The sequence below is a fragment of the Paraburkholderia phytofirmans OLGA172 genome (assembly GCF_001634365.1).
In the GTDB taxonomy this organism is placed as follows: domain Bacteria; phylum Pseudomonadota; class Gammaproteobacteria; order Burkholderiales; family Burkholderiaceae; genus Paraburkholderia.
The window spans coordinates 2,647,610-2,666,865 of the sequence record NZ_CP014579.1 but is presented as its reverse complement, the minus strand read 5'-3'; the positions used below and the strand labels follow the sequence as shown (position 1 = coordinate 2,666,865).

General features: G+C 63.3%; 15 protein-coding genes and 1 pseudogene. 13 read left to right on the top strand and 3 right to left on the bottom strand.

Going from position 1 to position 19,256, the window contains the following annotated elements:
- Positions 1-167: 167 nt before the first annotated feature.
- Positions 168-869 carry a TetR/AcrR family transcriptional regulator gene (locus AYM40_RS31870; protein WP_063499971.1) on the bottom strand — a complete coding sequence of 234 codons (702 nt, stop codon included), beginning with the start codon at positions 867-869 and terminating at the stop codon, positions 168-170.
- 397 nt (positions 870-1,266) lie between these two features.
- Here AYM40_RS31870 and AYM40_RS31865 point away from each other — a divergent pair, with 397 nt between their 5' ends.
- The 11 genes from AYM40_RS31865 (at position 1,267) to AYM40_RS31815 (ending at position 15,464) form a co-directional block, all read left to right on the top strand.
- A complete protein-coding gene (locus tag AYM40_RS31865; protein WP_063499970.1) occupies positions 1,267-2,871 on the top strand; it encodes a hypothetical protein in 1,605 nt (534 codons plus the stop codon).
- A 10-nt stretch (positions 2,872-2,881) separates the two neighbouring features.
- The gene (locus tag AYM40_RS31860; RefSeq protein WP_236721010.1) at positions 2,882-3,865 is read left to right on the top strand and encodes a UPF0280 family protein; all 984 of its coding nucleotides are present in this window, start codon (positions 2,882-2,884) and stop codon (positions 3,863-3,865) included.
- On the top strand, positions 3,841-4,431 hold the full coding sequence (locus tag AYM40_RS31855) for an amino acid synthesis family protein (RefSeq protein ID WP_063499968.1): 591 nt from the start codon (positions 3,841-3,843) through the stop codon (positions 4,429-4,431). The genes AYM40_RS31860 and AYM40_RS31855 overlap by 25 nt, the downstream gene beginning before the upstream one ends.
- Before the next feature lie 132 nt (positions 4,432-4,563).
- Positions 4,564-5,148, top strand: coding sequence for an amino acid synthesis family protein (locus AYM40_RS31850; RefSeq protein WP_063499967.1), 585 nt, complete (start codon positions 4,564-4,566; stop codon positions 5,146-5,148).
- An 18-nt stretch (positions 5,149-5,166) separates the two neighbouring features.
- Positions 5,167-7,107: an ABC transporter permease gene (locus AYM40_RS31845; protein WP_063499966.1), complete on the top strand. Its 1,941-nt coding sequence runs from the start codon at positions 5,167-5,169 to the stop codon at positions 7,105-7,107.
- Positions 7,104-7,913: an ABC transporter ATP-binding protein gene (locus tag AYM40_RS31840; RefSeq protein ID WP_063499965.1), complete on the top strand. Its 810-nt coding sequence runs from the start codon at positions 7,104-7,106 to the stop codon at positions 7,911-7,913. Before AYM40_RS31845 ends, AYM40_RS31840 begins: the two co-directional genes overlap by 4 nt.
- The gene (locus AYM40_RS31835; protein ID WP_063499964.1) at positions 7,910-8,623 is read left to right on the top strand and encodes an ABC transporter ATP-binding protein; all 714 of its coding nucleotides are present in this window, start codon (positions 7,910-7,912) and stop codon (positions 8,621-8,623) included. Before AYM40_RS31840 ends, AYM40_RS31835 begins: the two co-directional genes overlap by 4 nt.
- Positions 8,624-8,706: 83 nt before the next feature.
- Positions 8,707-9,906 (top strand): amidohydrolase family protein, encoded by a 1,200-nt coding sequence (locus AYM40_RS31830; RefSeq protein WP_063499963.1) that lies wholly within the window; start codon positions 8,707-8,709, stop codon positions 9,904-9,906.
- 31 nt (positions 9,907-9,937) lie between these two features.
- Positions 9,938-10,444 (top strand): (2Fe-2S)-binding protein, encoded by a 507-nt coding sequence (locus AYM40_RS31825; RefSeq protein WP_063500843.1) that lies wholly within the window; start codon positions 9,938-9,940, stop codon positions 10,442-10,444.
- The gene (locus AYM40_RS31820) at positions 10,441-14,052 is read left to right on the top strand and encodes a molybdopterin cofactor-binding domain-containing protein (RefSeq protein ID WP_063499962.1); all 3,612 of its coding nucleotides are present in this window, start codon (positions 10,441-10,443) and stop codon (positions 14,050-14,052) included. The genes AYM40_RS31825 and AYM40_RS31820 overlap by 4 nt, the downstream gene beginning before the upstream one ends.
- 203 nt (positions 14,053-14,255) lie before the next feature.
- Positions 14,256-15,464 (top strand): ABC transporter substrate-binding protein, encoded by a 1,209-nt coding sequence (locus tag AYM40_RS31815; protein ID WP_063499961.1) that lies wholly within the window; start codon positions 14,256-14,258, stop codon positions 15,462-15,464.
- Between the two features lie 104 nt (positions 15,465-15,568).
- Here AYM40_RS31815 and AYM40_RS31810 read toward each other — a convergent pair whose 3' ends face one another.
- Positions 15,569-15,820, bottom strand: a complete 252-nt coding sequence (locus tag AYM40_RS31810; protein WP_063499960.1) for a hypothetical protein — start codon at positions 15,818-15,820, stop codon at positions 15,569-15,571.
- Between the two features lie 160 nt (positions 15,821-15,980).
- On the opposite strand from AYM40_RS31810, the pseudogene AYM40_RS42940 reads away from it, so the two are divergent.
- Positions 15,981-16,142: pseudogene (locus tag AYM40_RS42940) on the top strand (DUF6496 domain-containing protein); the annotation flags it as partial.
- 133 nt (positions 16,143-16,275) lie between these two features.
- Here the strand turns inward: AYM40_RS42940 and AYM40_RS31805 are convergent.
- Positions 16,276-17,604, bottom strand: a complete 1,329-nt coding sequence (locus AYM40_RS31805) for an aspartate aminotransferase family protein (RefSeq protein ID WP_063500842.1) — start codon at positions 17,602-17,604, stop codon at positions 16,276-16,278.
- Between the two features lie 228 nt (positions 17,605-17,832).
- On the opposite strand from AYM40_RS31805, the gene AYM40_RS31800 reads away from it, so the two are divergent.
- Positions 17,833-19,248 carry a PLP-dependent aminotransferase family protein gene (locus AYM40_RS31800; RefSeq protein ID WP_063499959.1) on the top strand — a complete coding sequence of 472 codons (1,416 nt, stop codon included), beginning with the start codon at positions 17,833-17,835 and terminating at the stop codon, positions 19,246-19,248.
- Positions 19,249-19,256: the final 8 nt, after the last annotated feature.

Here is a 19,256-nt window from a genome sequence, read left to right as displayed (position 1 = left end):
GCTGCAATACTGGCGCGGCGTGTGGCCGCGCCGGCACTCGCCGCGTGCTGCGCCGTCGCGCTGTCTCGCGGGTCCTGCCCCTTGCCTCCCGTCTTCTGCCTCTCGCCGCGATGATGCGGCGCAAAACGTGATGCGGAGCCTGAAGCGTACGTCAGACGAACCCCGCTTCAGGCAATCCTGCTCTCGTTCATCACGGCAGTTTCAGCCGGCAACTGCGAGCGCACCGCGCGCAACACCGTATCCTTGATGACCTCGCACCAATGCGCGAGTGCGTCTTTTTCCATCAGCGATTCACCGAGAAACGCACCCAGTGTGTACTGATTGGCGTTATAGAAATAACCGAGCGACGCGATCATCAAGTACACGTCACGCGCTTTGACGTCGGTACGAAAGACGTTTTGCGCCTTGCCCGCATCCAATAACTTCTGCACGACCGAAATCGCATAGCCGGAAATCTCCTTCAGCTTTGACGATTTATTCGCGTGCTTGCCCTGGTGCAGATTCTCGCTCGACAGCAGCGTGACGAACTCGGGATGATCGAGGTAGTACTGCCAGACGAATTCGACCATCTGCTCGAGGCCATGCAGCGGATCGTCCAGATCGAGATCGAGCCTGCTTTCGGCCTCGTTGAACTGCGTGTAGATCGTCTCCAGGACTTCGACAAACAACTGTTCCTTGCTGCCGAAGTAGTAATAGATCATCCGGTCGTGCGAACGCGCGGCCTTCGAAATACTTTCGACTCGGCCGCTTGCATAGCCTTGCTTTGCGAAGACCTTGATTGCCGCTTTGAGAATCTTGGCGCGCGTATCTTGCGCCTGCTTCGCTCGGATGCCGATAGCGCCCGGCTTGCGGGCGGCGGTGGGACTCATGACGGTCTCGGATCTCTTTGTTAGCGTAGGATGATTGAACGGCATGCGCCGTAGCCGCCGAGGCACGCTTAGGTGCGCTCGAGCATGGCGCGCCTTCATCATACAGCCCATATTGCGCGCGGCGAAATGCTCTGCACGATCACGTGCTTTCGGCGTAGATTGAATCGGGATTCGTGCCGCGATGCCGCGCCGCAGCATTCGGATGTCCGCCGGGAAACTCGTTGCGCAGTCTATTTTGATCGAGTAGATTTCAAGCAAGTTTGGTGTAGCGCATACTACACGAACGGTGAGTGGCCGCAACATGGAAAAATGCGGATCACGCGAAAGACCCTTTAAACAGGGGCTATTCGTCAGCCGGACAGGACCGATTGTAATGTCGTCGTATGGGAACCCCACCATGACAGAACATACGAAGGTCGATTTCGGTGTGGACGGCGTCGACGGCGAAACCGCCTCGACGCCAGGTCCGACCGTGCTCGAGAAAGCGGTGCCGCGCAGCGAGCGGATGGCGTCGAACAAGATCGAATGCAACGCGTGTCCGGTGTTGTGCCAGATATCGGAAGGCCGCACCGGCGCGTGCGATCGTTATGCGAATGCGGATGGGCGGCTGATTCGTGTCGACCCCGTGGTGTTTCTGTCGCGCGCCGCTTTACCCGAAGCAAGCACGAGCAGTGCGGAGGCCACGGTCGAATTTGGTGCATCTTCTGAAGCACACGATCCTGTTGCGGACCAGGCGCTGTTCGTTACGGGCATTGGCGCATCGTCCACGTATCCCGACTACAAGCCTGCGCCTTTCATTGTTTCCTCGAAGCTCGACGATGTCGACATGATTACCGTCGTCACCGAGGGCATTTTCAGCTATTGCAGTTTCAAGGTGAAGATCGACACCGACCGCTTTCTCGGGCCGGAGCAATCGAACGTGCGTTGCCATGGCGAGATCGTTGGGCATGTGACCACGGCGGAGTATGGCTCGCAGATGCTGAGCCTCGGCGGTGTTCATCATCTGACGGGCGGCAGCAAGAAAGAAGGCCGCGTGACGTGCGACATGATGCTCGCGCTCGGCAACAAGGAAGCGGTGGAGCTGAGCATCGACGGCGGTGCAAGTCTGGTGATTCGCGCGGGCGCGGCGCCGATTGTCGACGGCGTCGAAGAGCAACGTATGCGGGTGGGCTGCGGGTCGGCCACCATCGGCATCTTTGCGAAGCAATGGTTCGGTCACGCCGACGAAGTGGTGGTGGTCGACGATCACATCACCGGCGTGCTGACTGAACACCAGGCCGGCCGCTGTCTCGGCATGACGCGCTCAGGTCTGAAGATTCGCGGGCGCAAATCGACTCCGGGCCGCTATTTCCAGGTCGCGAATCCCGGCACCGGGTGGGGCGGCACCGACATTCAGGACCCGCTCGCGATTGTCGAAGGTTTCGATCCCGCCGTGGCGAAGCCGGGCATGCGCTTGCTGATGGTGTCGACCACCGGCGAACACGCGCAGTGGTATGAACTCGATCAGGACCTCGTGCCGCGTATCGCAGCCATGCCGGATGCCGTGCGCCGCACGGTCGAACGGATCGGCGAGAACTGCGAGCCGTCGCTTGCGACGGTGCTATTTCTTGGCGGCGCGGGCGGCAGCTTGCGAGCGGGAGCAACGGAGAATCCGGTCCTGCTTACACGCGCCATCAAACAGAAACTGGTCAACGTAACATGTGGCGGGGCGCCCGCCTATGTATGGCCGGGTGGCGGCATCACGGTGATGGTGGATGTTTCGCGCATGCCCGATCGATCGTTTGGCACTGTGCCGACGCCCGCAATCGTCGCGCCGATCGAATTCACCATGACGTATGACGCATATCGCGACCTCGGCGGCCATCTCGACGCGGTGCGTTCGCTGGAAAGCGTACTGGCGAACGGGCCGGAGCATACGGAAGGGGCGCCGCTCGCGCGCAGAACACTGGCGAGCAATCCCGACAACCCGTGGCCGCCCGCCATGCCGCCGATGCTCGGCTAACGGCGACACCATGAGCGACACAACGAGCACAACGAGCGCGACGAGCACAATGAACAACGCAACCCGCACCCCACTCGACGTGGCCCGCTGGCATTGGCAGCATGGGCCGATCGATCTGATCCTCGGCGCGGACGGCGAGCCCTCGGCGGTGCAGGCCGCGTACGAGGTTTGCTGGGCGCGCTTTGTAGACGTATTGCCTGAGTTGGTCGGCGAGTTGGCGCTGCTTCGGCAACCTGTGCCGAGCAACGCGGCGCAGGGTGACTGCGCGCTGAAAGGCCCAGTTGGCCGCCGCATGTGGAGCGCATGTCATCCTCACCGCGCGCGTTACATCACGCCGATGGCGGCCGTTGCAGGCAGCGTCGCGGACGAATTGATCACGGCGTTCGCGCGTGAAGGCATATCGCGCGCCTTTATCAACAACGGCGGCGACATCGCACTCTATTTGACCGAAAGACAGCAGTACCGCGTAGGCGTGTTCGCCGATCTGGCGGCATTGTCCGGCGCAAGGCTGTCAGGCGATCAAACTTTAGACGCAAACCTGACGCTCGACGCCGTCATGCCAACTCGCGGCGTCGCGACGAGCGGCTGGCGCGGGCGCAGCTTCAGCCTCGGCATTGCCGACAGCGTGACGGTGCTCGCCCGCAACGCCGCCACCGCCGATGCTGCCGCGACGATGATCGCCAACGCCGTCGATCTGGACCATGCGGGCATCGTACGCAGGCCGGCTTCCTCGTTGAAGGACGATAGCGATCTTGGTGACATGCTCGTGACCGTCGACGTGCCGTCCTTGCCGCAACCGTTGATTGATTTCGCGCTGGCGCGTGGTGTCGACGCGGCGCAGCGATTACAGGAACAAGGTTTGATCGAAGGCGCCGCGCTGTTCCTGCAAGGGCGGGTGCGTGTGGCCGGTGGTACCTGTCGGAATGGCGCGTTGTTTGCGCAGCGCGCCCAGATAACAACGGAGGCCCCGTGTTCGAGATACGCCGCGTGCTGACGCACGTCGAGGACATTTTCCACGAGTTCGGCCCCGCGCCCGCCCAGCCACTGCGGCGCGGCGCGATTGCCGCGGTGATGACGAATCCGTTCGCCGGCCGCTACGAAGCCAGAATCGAACACGCCATGGAAGCGCTCAAGCCGATCGGCTTCGACATGGCGCAACGGCTGCTGGCGGCGATGGCCGTACCGCACGCGTCGATCGAAAGCTACGGCAAGGGCGCCATCGTCGGCTCGCGTGGCGAACTCGAGCATGGCGCGCTGTGGCATGTCCCCGGCGGCTATGCGATGCGCGAATTGCTGGAGAAAAATGGCGTGCCGACCCATGCGATCGTGCCGTCGACCAAGAAAGTCGGTGCGCCGTCCACCGCGCTCGATGTGCCGCTGACGCATGTCAACGCGAGCTACGTGCGCAGCCATTTCGACGCGATCGAAGTGCGTGTGCCCGGTGCGCCCGCCGCGGACGAACTGGTGTATATCCTCGTGATGAGCACCGGACAGCGCGTGCATGCGCGTGTCGGCGGGCTGGCGAAAGAGGCGATTGTCGGCAAGGACGGCTTGCGCTGAGCGGCGCTTGAGCCACGCAATGCGCTGAAGCATTGCAACGAAACAATGAGTCGAAGCGCGGAGCTGAAGCATTGCGTTGCGGCGAGTAAGTAGAACACTAAGCAGAACATGCATCGAAACACGGAGATCGAAATGGCAATCAAGCTTCGCAAGCTGGTCGTGCAGGTCGATGAAACGCGCATCGAAATGGGGCAGACTATCGAGCCGCCGGCACGCCGTGCAGTCGCGATTGCGGTGATCGACAATCCCTATGCGGGCCGTTACGAGGCCAGGCTGGACGCGCTGATCGAAGCCGGTGAGGAACTGGGTGCGTTGCTCGGCAGCAAATGCGTAGAAGCGCTAGGCATCAAACCGGGCGACGCGCAAAGCTACGGCAAGGCGGCGATCGTCGGCGAAGCAGGTGAACTCGAGCATGCGGCGGCGATTCTGCACCCCAAGCTCGGCGCTCCGCTGCGGGTAGCAGTCGAGAAGGGCGCGGCGCTGGTGCCGTCGGCGAAAAAAATGGGTACGCTCGGCACCGCGATCGATGTCCCGCTGGGTCACAAGGACGCCGCTTTCGTGCGCAGCCATTTCGACGCCATCGAGGCGCGGGTATCGGACGCGCCGCGCGCGAATGAAATTGTCGTAGCCGTCGCGGTGACGGCCTCGGGCCGGCCGCTGCCGCGCATCGGCGGGTTGCAGGTGAATGAGATCAAGGGTGAAGACGGTTTGCGCTGAGTTATTTCAAGGGTCGCGATGCTTTCGAATTTGCTGGTACAGCTGGTCAACGGACTCGCCGACGCGTCGACGCTGTTTCTCGTCGCCGCCGGTTTGTCGCTGATCTTCGGCGTGACGCGCATTGTCAACTTCGCGCACGGCTCGTTCTATATGTTCGGCATCTATGTCGCGTATAGCATCGCGAGCCGTTTCGGCCATACGGCGGGTGGATTCTGGCTGTCGGTGCTGGCTGCCGCTCTGGTGGTTGCGGTGCTCGGCGCGCTGGTCGAAATGATCGTGTTACGGCGCATCTACCAGGCTCCCGAGTTGTTTCACCTGCTGGCGACATTCGCGCTGGTGCTGATCTTTCGCGACGCCGCGCTGTGGTTGTGGGGTCCGGAAGACCTGTTCGGACCGCGTGCGCCGCATCTGGCAGGCGCGGTCGATTTTCTCGGCCATCCGCTGCCGACCTACGATATCGCACTGATCGTGATCGGGCCGGTGGTGTTGCTGCTGCTCTGGTACGCGTTGACGCGTACGCGTTGGGGCACGCTAGTGCGCGCCGCGACCCAGGATCGCGAGATGCTCGGCGCACTCGGCATCAATCAGGCATGGCTGTTCACCGGCGTGTTTTTCGTCGGCGCGTTTCTCGCCGGTTTGGGCGGTGCGCTGCAAGGTCCGCGGATGTCGGCGAATCTGTCGCTGGATCTGGAGACCATCGGCAATGCGTTCGTCGTCGTGGTGGTCGGCGGCATGGGGTCGATTCCGGGCGCGTTCGTCGCGGCCTTGCTGATCGCCGAGATCAAGGCGCTATGCATCGGCATCGGCCATGTGTCGGTGTTCGGTATCGACTTGTCGTTGAGCCGCTTTACGCTCGTTGCAGAATTCGTCGTGATGGCAGTCGTGCTGGTGGTGCGGCCCTGGGGCTTGTTAGGGAAGGCGAGTGCCGCGGTGCGTGGCATGGCTGCGCCTGAAGCGCCATTGAGGCCTGCAGGCAAGCGTCTGAAGTGGCTGGCGGCAATCGCTTTGTTGGTGCTGCTACTCGCGCCGCTGGCGGCCAATGCGTTTCCCTACATGCCTGTGCTGCTGGTTGAAATCCTGATCGCCGTGTTGTTCGCGACGAGTCTGCATTTCATCATGGGCCCCGGCGGGATGCATTCGTTCGGCCACGCGGCGTACTTTGGGCTGGGCGCATACGGCGCCGCATTGTTTCTCAAAGTCCTCAATCTGCCGATGGAAGCCGCGTTGCTGCTCGGCCCCTTGCTCGCGGTGGCGGGCGCGCTGGTGTTCGGCTGGTTTTGCGTGCGGCTCTCGGGTGTCTACCTCGCGATGCTAACCCTCGCGTTCGCGCAGATCGTCTGGTCGGTGGTGTTCCAGTGGGACGACGTGACGGGCGGCAGTAACGGCATTCTTGGCTTGTGGCCGTCGAACTGGTTGTCGTCGCCAGTGGCTTTTTATTATCTGACGCTCGCCTGCGCTGTGGCCGGTGTGGGGCTGTTGCGCAAGATGCTGTTCTCGCCGCTTGGCTACGCAATGCGGGCCTCGCGCGATTCGGTGCTGCGCGCCGAGGCGATCGGCATCGACGTGAAACGGGTGCAGTGGGCGGCCTTCGTCGTGGCGTCGCTGTTTTGCGGGCTTGCCGGATCGCTCTATGCCTTCTCCAAGGGGACGATTTCGCCGGAGGTGATCAGCGTGAGCCGCTCGGTGGATGGCCTCGTGATGGTGCTGCTCGGCGGCTTGCAGACGTTGACCGGCCCGATCGTCGGCGCCGCCGTGTTCACCTGGCTGCAGGACACCGTCGCGCGGCAAACCGATTATTGGCAGGCGTTGCTGGGTTTCGCGATTCTGCTGCTGGTGATTGCGTTTCCGCAGGGCATCGTCGGTTTCATTCGCGAGCGTTTTGGCGACGATACGGTGGATAAGGCTGAAGAGCGCACTCCATCGCCATCGCAGGGCACGGCGATCAAGGAGGGGCTATGAGCTTGCTGCGCGTCTCCGGCCTCTCCAAGTCGTTCGGCGGGCTGAAAGCGGTCGACGATGTCTCCTTCGATCTCGAAGCGGGTCAACTGCTGGCCCTGCTGGGTCCGAATGGCGCTGGCAAGTCGACCTGCTTCAACATGGTCAACGGGCAACTGCGGCCGTCGTCCGGTTCGATTCGTCTCGACGATCACGAACTGGTCGGCATGCGGCCACGCGACATCTGGCGGCTGGGCGTCGGCCGCACGTTTCAGATTGCCGCGACCTTCAATTCGATGACCGTGCGCGAGAACGTGCAGATGGCGCTCGTCTCGCGCGAACGCAAGACCTTCGGTCTGTGGAAACCCGCGGGTTCGCGCTACGCCGATGAAGCCATGGCGCTGCTCGAACAGGTCGGCATGGGCGCCGACGCGCACCGCGCCTGCGGCGTGCTCGCATACGGTGACGTCAAACGCGTTGAACTCGCGATCGCGCTGGCAAACCGCCCGAAGCTGCTGCTGATGGACGAGCCCACGGCCGGCATGGCGCCAAAGGAGCGCAACGCGCTGATGGCGCTGACCAGGCGTCTCGTCACCGAGCACAAAATCGGCGTGCTCTTTACCGAGCACAGCATGGACGTTGTATTCGCGTACGCCGATCGCATGATCGTGCTCGCGCGTGGCAAGCTGATCGCCGGGGGCGACGCCGAAGCGATCCGCAACGACGCACGCGTGCAGGAGGTCTATTTCGGCACCGGCAAGACGTTCCAGCCACGCGCGCCGCTGCACGAAGCGGCCGGCGGCCATCAAGGACAAGGAGCGCTGCAATGAGCGAGCCGATGCTGAAAGTCTCGGGCCTCAATGCGTTCTATGGCCGCGCGCACATCCTGTTCGACGTGGGCCTCGAAGTCGGCCGCGGCGAAGTCGTCGCGCTGATGGGCCGCAACGGCGCCGGCAAATCGACGACGATGAAAGCGGTAATGGGGTTGCTGCCGCGCCGTCAAGGAGAGGTACATTTTCGCGGGCAAAACATTACGGCTTTGCAGCCGTATCGAATTGCGCGCATGGGCATGGGTTTCGTTCCCGAGGACCGTCGCGTGTTCTCGGATCTGACGGTGATGGAAAACCTCGATACAGGCCGCCAGCCGCCACGCGAAGGCGCGCCGCAATGGACGCCGGAAAAGCTGTTCCGCCTGTTCCCCAATCTTGGCGAAATGCCGAAACGCCCAGGCGGCCAGATGAGCGGCGGTGAGCAGCAGATGCTTACGGTCTCGCGCACGCTAATGGGCAATCCGTATCTGGTGCTGCTCGACGAACCGTCCGAGGGCGTCGCACCCGTGATTGTCGAGCAGATGGCGAACATGATTCTCGAACTCAAGCGCGAAGGGCTGTCGATTCTGTTGTCCGAACAAAATCTGCATTTCGCCGAGCTGGTCAGCGACCGCGCGTACGTCCTCGAGAAAGGACAGATCCGCTTTAGCGGCACGATCGGCGAACTCGCAAAGAACGAAACAGTGAGGCGCGCTTATCTGAGTGTGTGATTCCACCGGCGCACGAGGCGTGCAGGGTACGCACACACACGGCGCCGGGCAGTCGTTGCGAACCGTTGCGAAAGGAGAGGCAGATGGCAGCAGAGACGTTGACAGGCTTGTCGGGCAAGGTCGCCGTAACGAACATCGGTCTGCTGTTATCCGGCGACATCGACCAGCCGATTCTCGACGCCGACACGCTGGTGATCGACGACGGCGTGATCGTCGCGATCGGCAAGGAGGCGGATTGCGACCTCGAAGGCGCGCGGACGACCGTTGACTGCAAAGGCACCACGGTCGCCCCGGGCCTGATCGATTCGCACGTGCATCCGGTGTTCGGCGACTGGACGCCGCGGCAGAATCAGATGGGCTGGATCGAATCGAACCTGAACGGCGGCGTGACGACCATGATCTCTGCCGGCGAAGTGCATTTGCCCGGCCGTCCGAAAGACGTGCTCGGTGTAAAGGCGCTTGCTATTACCGCTCAACGTTCGTTTGAAGGAATGCGTGGCGCGGGTGTCGGTGGCGGTGTGAAAGTCATGGCGGGTGCGCCGGTGATCGAGAAGGGCATGGTCGAGGAGGACTTCAAGGAGCTCTCGGAAGCGGGCGTGAAGCTGCTCGGCGAAGTGGGGCTCGGCAGCGTGAAGGGCGGCGAGGAAGCGGCGCAGATGGTCGCGTGGGCGCGCAAGTACGGTATTCAAAGCACGATTCACACGGGCGGCCCGTCGATTCCCGGCTCGGGTCTGATCGATAGGGACGTGGTGCTCGCCGCCGATGCGGACGTGATCGGCCATATCAACGGCGGCCACACGTCGCTTTCCTATCGGCATGTATGCGATCTGTGCGAGCAATCGAGCCGCGCGCTGGAGATCGTTCACAACGGCAACGAACGGATCGCCTTGCTCACCGCACGTCATGCGGTCGAATTGAAGTGCCCGCATCGCATCATTCTCGGCACCGATAGCCCGGCGGGCTCCGGCGTGCAACCGCTCGGGATTCTGCGGATGATCGCGCTGATCTCCAGTCTCGCCGATGTCCCCGCGGAAATCGCTTTCTGCTTCGCGACCGGCAATACCGCGCGGCAGCGCAATCTGCGGCAAGGGCTGATCGAAGTGGGCCGTCCCGCCGACCTCGTCTTCATGGACCGTGCACAGCACACGGCGGCCGATACGTTGCTGGAAAGCGTGCAGCTCGGCGATATTCCCGGCGTCGGCATGGTGATGATCGACGGTTTGATCCGCTGCCGGCGCAGCCGCAATACGCCACCGGCGACTGAAGTGCCGGTGGTGTTTTGAACGCGCGCCGTGCCGCGTGGCCGGCATTGCCATGAACCGCCCGGCGCCTCTTACGCTGCACGTCAACGGCGCGACGCATCTTGTCAGCGCCGCCGCCGACACGCCACTGCTTTATCTGCTGCGTAACGACCTCGCGTTGAACGGTCCCAAATTCGGCTGCGGCCTTGGCGAATGCGGGGCGTGTACGGTGTTGCTCGACGGCATGCCGACGCGTTCGTGCGTAACGACAGCGAAGGTTGCCTTGGGACGTGAGATCACCACGCTCGAAGGACTGGGTGCGCGTGCTGCGCTGCATCCGGTGCAACAGGCCTTTATCGAAGAGCAGGCCGCCCAGTGCGGCTATTGCCTGAACGGCATGATCATGACCGCCAAAGCGTTGCTCGATCGCGATCCGCATCCGAGTGTCGAGACGATTCGGCGGGAATTGTCGCGCAACCTCTGCCGGTGCGGCACGCATGTCGAGATCGTGCGCGCGGTGCAGCGCGCAGCGGTTTTGCTTGCCGAGCAACCGGTGCTGGATCAAGGAGCGCGCGCATGACGGGACCCGATTTGAGTGTCGATCGCCGGGCCGCGCCGCCGTCGAGGCGGCAGTTCCATGACGCGCAGAATGTGCTGATCGTCACGCGGCCGCCACAAGCGCCGGTGCGAGCCGCGGTTGGGCAGCCGGGATCGCGGTCCACGTTCGTGCCGACGGAAGCGGACCTGTTTCTCGTCGTGCGCGACGACGGCAGTGTGGTCGCGTTCAACGGCCACGTCGATCTCGGTACCGGCATCGGCACGGCGCTCGCGCAGATCGTCGCGGAAGAACTCGACGTGCCGTTGACGCGCGTATCGATCGTGCTTGGACACACGAACGAAGCGCCGAATCAGGGGCCCACGATTGCAAGCGCGACGATCCAGATGTCGGCCGTGCCGTTACGGCATGCAGCGGCGCAAGCGCGGCAGTTTCTGCTGGCGGAAGCGGCCGCGCGTCTGAACGTAAGCGCAGAGCAACTCGACGTGCGAGACGGTGTGGTCTTTCAGCGCGACGACGCCAAAAAGGGCATTGGCTACGGCGAGTTGATCGCCGGGCGGCGCATCGAATTGACGCTCTCCCATGACGCGCCTTTGAAATCGCCGGACGCGTACAAGATTGTCGGCAAGAGTTCGCCGCGTGTCGATATCCCCGCGAAAGCCACGGGCGAATTGAGTTTCGTGCACGACGTGCGCGTGCCGGGCATGCTGCACGGCCGCGTCGTGCGGCCGCCTTATGCGGGTGTCGCGCAGGGCGAGTTCATCGGCAATAGCCTGCTGCATGTCGATGAACATTCCATCGGCGATTTGCCAGGCATCGTCAAGGTCGTGGTGATCCGCGATTTCGTCGGCATCGTGGCTGAGCGCGAAGAGGTCGCGCAGCAGGCGGTGAAGCGGTTGAATGTGCAGTGGAAAGCAGTCGAGGGTTTGCCTCCGCTCGAAACCAGCGCGGAAGTGGAAGCCGCGCTAAGAGCCAATCCGGCTAAACGGCGCGATCTGGTGATCGAGGGCGATATCGACGCCGCCCTCGCGAAAGACCCTGCTCGAACGCTGGAACGCACCTATGTATGGCCGTTTCAGATGCATGCGTCGATTGGACCCTCGTGCGCGGTGGCCGACTACCGGGATGCGAAGCTGAAGGTCTGGTCGGGCACGCAGAATCCCCATTCGCTGCGTGCCGACCTCGCCTTGCTGCTGGCGCTGGATGAAGCGCACATCGAAATCGTGCGCATGGACGCGGCAGGTTGCTATGGCCGCAATTGCGCGGACGATGTCGCCGCCGACGCCGCGTTGCTATCGCGCGCCACCGGCAGTCCGGTGCGCGTGCAACTATCGCGCGAAGACGAGCATGCATGGGAGCCCAAAGGCGCTGCGCAATTGATGGATGTGCGCGGCGCTTTAGATGCAGAGGGCGGGCTCGCGGCATACGACTTCGCGACGCGCTATCCATCGAACGACGCCCCGACGTTGGCGTTGCTGCTCACCGGAACCATTTCCGCGCAGCCGCAAGTATTCGAAATGGGCGATCGCACGTCCGTGCCGCCGTACGACTACCGAAGCATGCGCATTGTCTGCGACGACACGCCGCCGATCGTGCGCGCGTCCTGGCTAAGAGGCGTGTCCGCCTTGCCGAACACGTTCGCGCACGAGTCCTTCATCGACGAACTCGCGGCGCAAGCGGGCGTCGATCCCGTTGAGTTTCGGCTGAAACATCTCACTGATCCGCGCGCGATCGATCTCGTCAAGGCAGTGGCTGAAAAAGCCGGCTGGCAACCTCGTACTGTCGCTTTGAAAGAGGCGGCTCAGGAAGACGGCGACGTCGCGCGCGGCAGAGGCTTCGCTTACGCCCGCTACGTGCACAGCAAGTTTCCCGGCTTCGGCGCGGCATGGTCCGCGTGGATCGCCGACGTCGAAGTCAATCGCAAGAGCGGCGAGCTTGCCGTGACGCGCGTGGTGGTCGGGCAGGACACCGGCACGATGGTGAATCCCGACGGCGTACGTCATCAGATTCACGGCAATGTGATTCAGGCAACCAGCCGCGCACTGAAAGAGCGCGTGACGTTCGGCGAGAACGCGGTGACGAGCCAGGAGTGGGGCGCGTATCCGATCCTGACGTTTCGCGAAGTGCCGGTGATCGACGTCGTGATGATGCCGCGCCACGGCGAGCCGCCAATGGGCACTGGCGAATCGGCGTCGCTGCCTGGCGCCGCCGCGATCGCCAACGCGTTGTATGACGCGACCGGTGTGCGTTTTCGCAGGCCGCCGTTCACGCCGGAGACGATTCGCGCCGCGCTCGCCGATGCGCAAGCGGAAGAGGCGGCTGCGCGCAAAAAGAAGCGCTGGCGGCTCGGCTTTCTCGGCGCAATCGCCGCAGGCGCGGCCGGCTGGCTGGGCGCAGTGGCCATGGCGCCGCAAGCCATGGCGCCGATTGCGCCACTTCGCGCGAGCGCGTTCGCGCCCGAACTGGTGGCACGCGGCAAACTGCTCGCGTCGCTGGGCAATTGCGCGGTTTGCCATACCGCGCACAACGGCGTGCCGAACGCGGGCGGCAAAGCGCTCGATACGCCATTCGGCACCGTCTACAGCACCAACATCACACCCGATGGACAGACGGGCATCGGCACATGGTCGCTCGACGCATTCGTGCGGGCGATGCGGCGAGGTATCAGCCGCGACGGGCATCGTCTGTATCCCGTGTTTCCATACACGTCGTTCAAAAACACCTCCGACGACGATCTGAAAGCGCTCTACGCGTACCTGATGGCGCAGACGCCGGTGCGTTCCCGTCCACCGGAAACGAAGCTTGCGTATCCGTTCAGGGTGCGTCCGTTGATGGCCGCATGGAACGGGCTCTTCCTCGGACGCAATACGTTTGCCGCGAGCGCGACCCAGAGTGCGCAATGGAATCGCGGGGCGTATCTCGTGAACGGCCTCGGCCATTGCAGCGCATGCCATACCCCGCGCAATGCATTCGGCGCCGAGAAAACCGGTCCCGCATTCATGGGTGGCGGCATGGCGGAAGGGTGGGAAGCGCCTGCGCTGTCGACGCTTTCCAACGCGCCCGTCCCCTGGAGCGAAGACGAACTCTTCAGCTATCTGCGCTACGGTCACGCGCCGCTGCATGGTGTCGCGGCCGGGCCGATGGCGCCGGTCGTCAGCGATCTGACGGCATTGCCCGACAGCGATATTCGCGCGATGGCGACGTATCTGGCGTCTTTGAGTCCCCTGGAGGCCAACGCGGATCCGGTGGCGACGGCGCGTCAATACGAGCAGGCCAGCACGATGACGGGTACGGCAACAGGCTTGGGTGCACGTCTCTTCGACGGCGCGTGTGCCGTCTGTCATCACACTGGCAGCGGGCCGCAATTGTTTGGTGCGCATCCGTCGCTGGCGCTTAACACGAATCTGCACAGCACGACACCTGATAATCTGATTCGCGTGATTCTCGATGGTATCGGCTCGCCTGCGCGCCCCGAACTCGGTACGATGCCGGCTTACCGCGACAGTTTCAACGACGCCCAGGTCGCCGAACTCGTGTCATACCTGCGTCAGCAATTCGCCGGCGGCAAGCCGGCATGGCAGGACGTCGCGGCGAGCGTCGCCAGAATCCGCGCGACGTCGCGGGCCGAGTGAAATTGCAACACGCATTGCGGCACGGTTTGCCGCATCGCTCGCAGCACCACTTGCAGCACAATTCGCAGCACGGATCGCAACACGGCTTGCAACACAACTCGCAGCACAACTCGCAGCACGGCTCGCCGAACGAATCGCGAGACGCTTGAACGCTCGATAAGAACGACCGCATTCCCGCAATCCTTTTGATAACGGAGAAACGCATGACCACGCGCGCAGGATGGATCTCTCGCCTTACGGTTTCAACGGTTCTATCGCTTGCTGCCTTCGGTGCGAGCGCCCAGCAGACCATCAAGATCGGTGAAATCAACAGCTACAAGGCGCAACCTGCCTTTCTCGGGCCTTACAAGAACGGCTGGAATCTTGCGCTCGACCAGGTGAACGCGGCGGGTGGCGTACTCGGCAAACAGCTCGAAGTGGTGTCGCGCGACGACAACGGCAATCCGGGCGACACGATCCGCGTCGCGCAGGAGTTGATTGCACGCGAGCAGGTGCAATTGCTATTCGGCGGTTTCCTGTCGAACACGGGTCTCGCGCTGACCGACTTCGCGAAGCAGAAGAAGATTTTCTTCCTTGCTGCCGAGCCGTTGACTGACAAGATCGTTTGGGCCGACGGCAACAAATACACGTACCGTCTGCGTCCTTCGACGTATATGCAGGTGGCGATGCTGGTGCCCGAGGCGGTGAAATTGAAGAAGAAGCGCTGGGCGCTCGTGTATCCGAACTACGAGTACGGGCAATCGGCGGTGGCGACGTTCAAGAAGCTGATGACGGCGGCGCAGCCTGATGTGCAGTTTGTCGCCGAGCAGGCGACGCCGCTGGGCAATGTCGATGCGGGCGCGGTGTCGCAGGCGATTGCCGATGCGAAGCCGGATGCGATTTTCAACGTGCTGTTCGGCGCCGATCTTGGCAAGTTTGTGCGCGAGGGGAATACACGCGGGTTGTTCAAGGATCGCAGCGTGGTGTCGTTGCTGACGGGCGAGCCGGACTATCTCGATCCGCTGGGGGCGGAGGCGCCGACTGGCTGGATCGTCACGGGTTACCCGTGGTATTCGATCGATACGGCGGCGAACAAGAAGTTTGTGGATGCGTATCAGGCGAAGTATCACGACTATCCGCGGCTTGGGTCGGTGGTGGGATATTCGGCACTGATGTCGATTGCGGCGGGGATCAGGAAGGCGGGGTCGACGGATTCGGATAAATTGGCGGTCGCGTTCAAGGGGCTTGGGGTGGAGACGCCCTTCGGGACGATTACCTATCGCGCGCAGGACAATCAGTCGACGATGGGGGCTTTTGTCGGTGTCACCGGTCTCAAGGATGGGAAGGGGGTGATGACTTCCTATCGGTATATTGACGGGGCTAGTGTGCAGCCGTCGGATGCGGAGGTTAGGAAGTTGAGGCCTGCTGACTAAGTTTTTTTTCCTTTTGCGGCGGCATTGGGGTGGTTTTGTGGTTTTGGCTTTGATGGTTTTTTGCCTGCCTGGCGTTTTTACAAAACGCCAGGCAGGCAAAAGGCTTACTCCTCCGCATCATGCTCAATCACAAACCGCCTCAAATAAGCCAGCACGGCGGCTTCGACAGCCCGATGATCAGCGGTACTCTTCGACCCTGCATTTTCCTCATCGCCAAACAACGTGGACGGCGCATTATGCACATCCACTTCCTGGCCTTCGCGAAACACGCGAATCTCGTGAACGTCTTCGGCGTACTCGGCGATCCAATGCACGCCTTCAATATGCGCGCCTGCGCGAACGGTAGGTATCTTCATGGACGTCTCCCGTCAGGTCGGACCACGGCGCCGACCCTTGCCATCACCATACGCCGTCCAGGCGGCAGGCGCGAGCGTTGTAGGGCAATTTCCTGAGGTTCGCTGCGCTGCAACGGGCGTCCCTGACGCTTAACCATGCTACTGGTGGCGCCCTCGCAACGGGGAATTCGTCAAGGAACAGATCGATAAGGTGCGCGCCGGCAAGCGCGGCGTCAGATCGGCAAAGCAGGCGATTGCAATCGGCCTGTCGGAAGCGCGCCGGGCGGGCGTCGCCGTGAAGCCGCCGAAGAAGGCAGCGCACACCAGAGCGACCCGAGCGCGCCACTGACGGTAGCGCCCGAGCGGGCGTGCGGCAGGTAACGCGGCTAGGCTCGCGCACTTCTCGTACGCATCGCTGTCCCGAGTGGCAATGCGGCGCGCGCAACATCCACGCGCGCCGCATCTTTCCAGCCGTCTTACTGCACCGTCGCCAGCACGTCGCCCACGGTCTTGAAGATGTGTCCGATCTGCTCTTCGTCGATGATGAGCGGCGGCGAGAACGCGAGGATGTCGCCGGTAAAGCGCACCAGCACGCCCGCCTCGAAGCACTTCACGAACGCTTCGTAAGCACGCGCGCCCGGCGCGCCGTCGCGTGGCTCGAGTTCTACGCCCGCGATCATGCCGAGGTTGCGAACGTCCTTCACATGCTTGGCACCGCGCAGCGAGTGAGCGGCGGCTTCGAACTTCGGCGCCATCGTCGCCGCGCGCTCGAACAGGCCTTCGCGGCGATACAGGTCGAGCGTCGCAACCGTCGCGGCCGCCGCGGCCGGGTGGGCCGAATACGTGTAGCCGTGGAACAGCTCGATTGCGCCCTGCGCGCCGCTGTTGACGATCGTGTCGTGGATCGTGCGGCTTGCGGCCACCGCGCCCATCGGGATCGCGGCGTTGTTGATCGCCTTGGCCATCGTGATCAGGTCCGGCGTCACGCCGAAGTATTCGCTAGCGGTCGCTTTGCCGACCCGGCCGAAACCGGTAATCACTTCGTCGAAAATCAGCAGGATGCCGTGCTTCGTGCAAATCTCGCGCAGCTTCTGCAGATAGCCTTGCGGCGGAATCAGCACGCCCGTCGAGCCGGCCACCGGTTCGACGATCACGGCGGCGATCGTCGAGGCGTCGTGCAGCGTGACAATGCGCTCGAGTTCGTCGGCGAGATGCGCGCCCCATGCGGGCTGGCCCTTCGAAAACGCGTTGTGTTCAAGGTTATGCGTGTGCGGCAGGTGGTCGACCGCCGGCAGCAGCGCGCCGGAAAACGTCTTGCGGTTCGGCGCGATGCCGCCGACCGAAATGCCGCCGAAGCCCACGCCGTGATAGCCGCGCTCGCGGCCGATCAGCCGTGTGCGCTGAGCTTCGCCACGCGAACGGTGGTACGCCAGCGCGATTTTCAGGGCGGTGTCGACCGATTCCGAGCCGGAGTTCGTGAAGAAGATCCGGTCGAGGCCGTTCGGCATCAGTTCGGCGACTTTCGTGGCCGCTTCGAATGCCAGCGGATGGCCCATCTGGAAGGTCGGCGCGAAGTCGAGCGTCGACAGTTGCTGGGTGATCGCAGCGACAATCTCGTCGCGGCCGTGGCCGGCGTTCACGCACCAGAGGCCGGCGCAGCCGTCGAGCACTTCACGCCCGTCCGTGGTGCGGTAGTACATACCCTTGGCCGATTCCAGCAGGCGCGGCGCGGCCTTGAACTGGCGGTTGGCGGTAAAGGGCATCCAGAAAGACGACAGGTCGTCGATGACGGGGCGCGAAGTCATGGTTTTTTCCTCGAAGTGGTCCCCCAAGGGGACTTCCTTCGGGGCGTAGCCAAAACTGTAGCGTTCGCGGTTTAATGGCGGCATAAACAGTTGACGCAGTGTGGTGCTAACTGTGTTGGTGGAATTGCGATAACTGTGTCGATCGCACAATGACGCAATTCGATGCTTTATCGGGCCATCTATTTGGCAACCTAGCCGGCCGTCGCGACCGGCCTCTCAGTCCAAACCATGATCGAACTACAACTTGAGCGCGACCGGCGCGCCGCTCCCACGCTCGTCGAGCAGGTCGTGCAGGGTTTCACGCGCGCTATCGAGGCGCAGTCGCTGCGCGCCGGCGCGCTGTTGCCGTCGGTGCGGCAGTTGGCGCAAAGCCACGAACTGAGCACCTTCACCGTCACCGAGGCGTACAACCGTCTTGTTTCGATGGGCCTCGTGGTGGCGCGGCGCGGATCCGGTTATCGCGTGGCGGCACGCTCGCAGTCCGCGCGGGCCGCCCCGACCGACTGGCAGCCGCCCAGCCTGACCGCGACCTGGCTGCTGTCCGACGTGTTCGCCGACCATTCGGTGCCGATCAAGGCGGGCGGCGGCTGGCTGCCGAACGAATGGATCAACGAGACGGGCTTGCAGCATGCGCTGCGTGCAATGAGCCGGGTGCCGGCGGCGCGGCTCGGCGACTACGGGCATCCGTACGGTTTCGCGCCGCTGCGCGAGCGGATCGCCGAGCAACTCGACCGGCGCGGTTTGCCGGTCGACGTCTCCAACGTGCTGCTCACGCAGGGCGCGACCCAAGGGCTGGATCTGATCGTCCGCACGTTGCTGCGCGCGGGCGACGCCGTGATCGTCGAAGATCCCGGTTATTGCAATCTGCTGCAGATTCTCAAGCTGGCGGGGCTGGTGGTGCATGGGGTGCCGCGCACGCCGGCCGGCGTCGATACCGACGTGCTCGAAGCGCTGGTCGCACAGCACAAGCCGAAGGCGATTTTCGTCAACACCACGCTGCAGAATCCGACCGGCGCGACCTTCGGCATGGCGGCGGCGTTCCGTCTGTTGCAGATCGCCGAGCGTCAGCGCATGTGGGTGATCGAAGACGATGTCAGCCGCGAACTGGCGCCACCCGGCGCGCCTCTGTTTGCCGCCATGGAAGGCTTGCAGCGCGTGCTCTACGTTGGCGGCTTTTCGAAGACGGTGACGCCGGGCCTGCGCTGCGGCTATGTGGTTGCCGAGCGGGCGGTGTTGCGCGAGCTGGCGCGCACGAAGATGGCGGTGGGCCTGACCTCGTCGGAAGCGATCGAGCGGATTGTCGACAAGGTGCTGCTCGAAGGGCGCTATGCGCGTCACGTCGAAGCCGTGAACGAGCGGCTCAAGCTCGCGCATGCGGCGGTCGAAGAACGGCTCGATTCGCTCGGCCTCGAACTGTTTCATCGGCCGCGAGCGGGCCTGTTCCTGTGGGCGCGGCTGCCGATCGAAGCGGAGCGCGCCGGTGAAGTGGCGACCGCCGCGCTTGCGCATGGCATCTGGCTCGCGCCCGGCTCCTACTTCCGTCCCGACGATGCCCCGAGCGCCTGGTTCCGTTTCAACGCGCCGTACTCGACCGACGACGCGTTGTGGCGCTTCATCGAGCGAGTCGGGCAGGGCGCGAGCTAGCTGTGCTC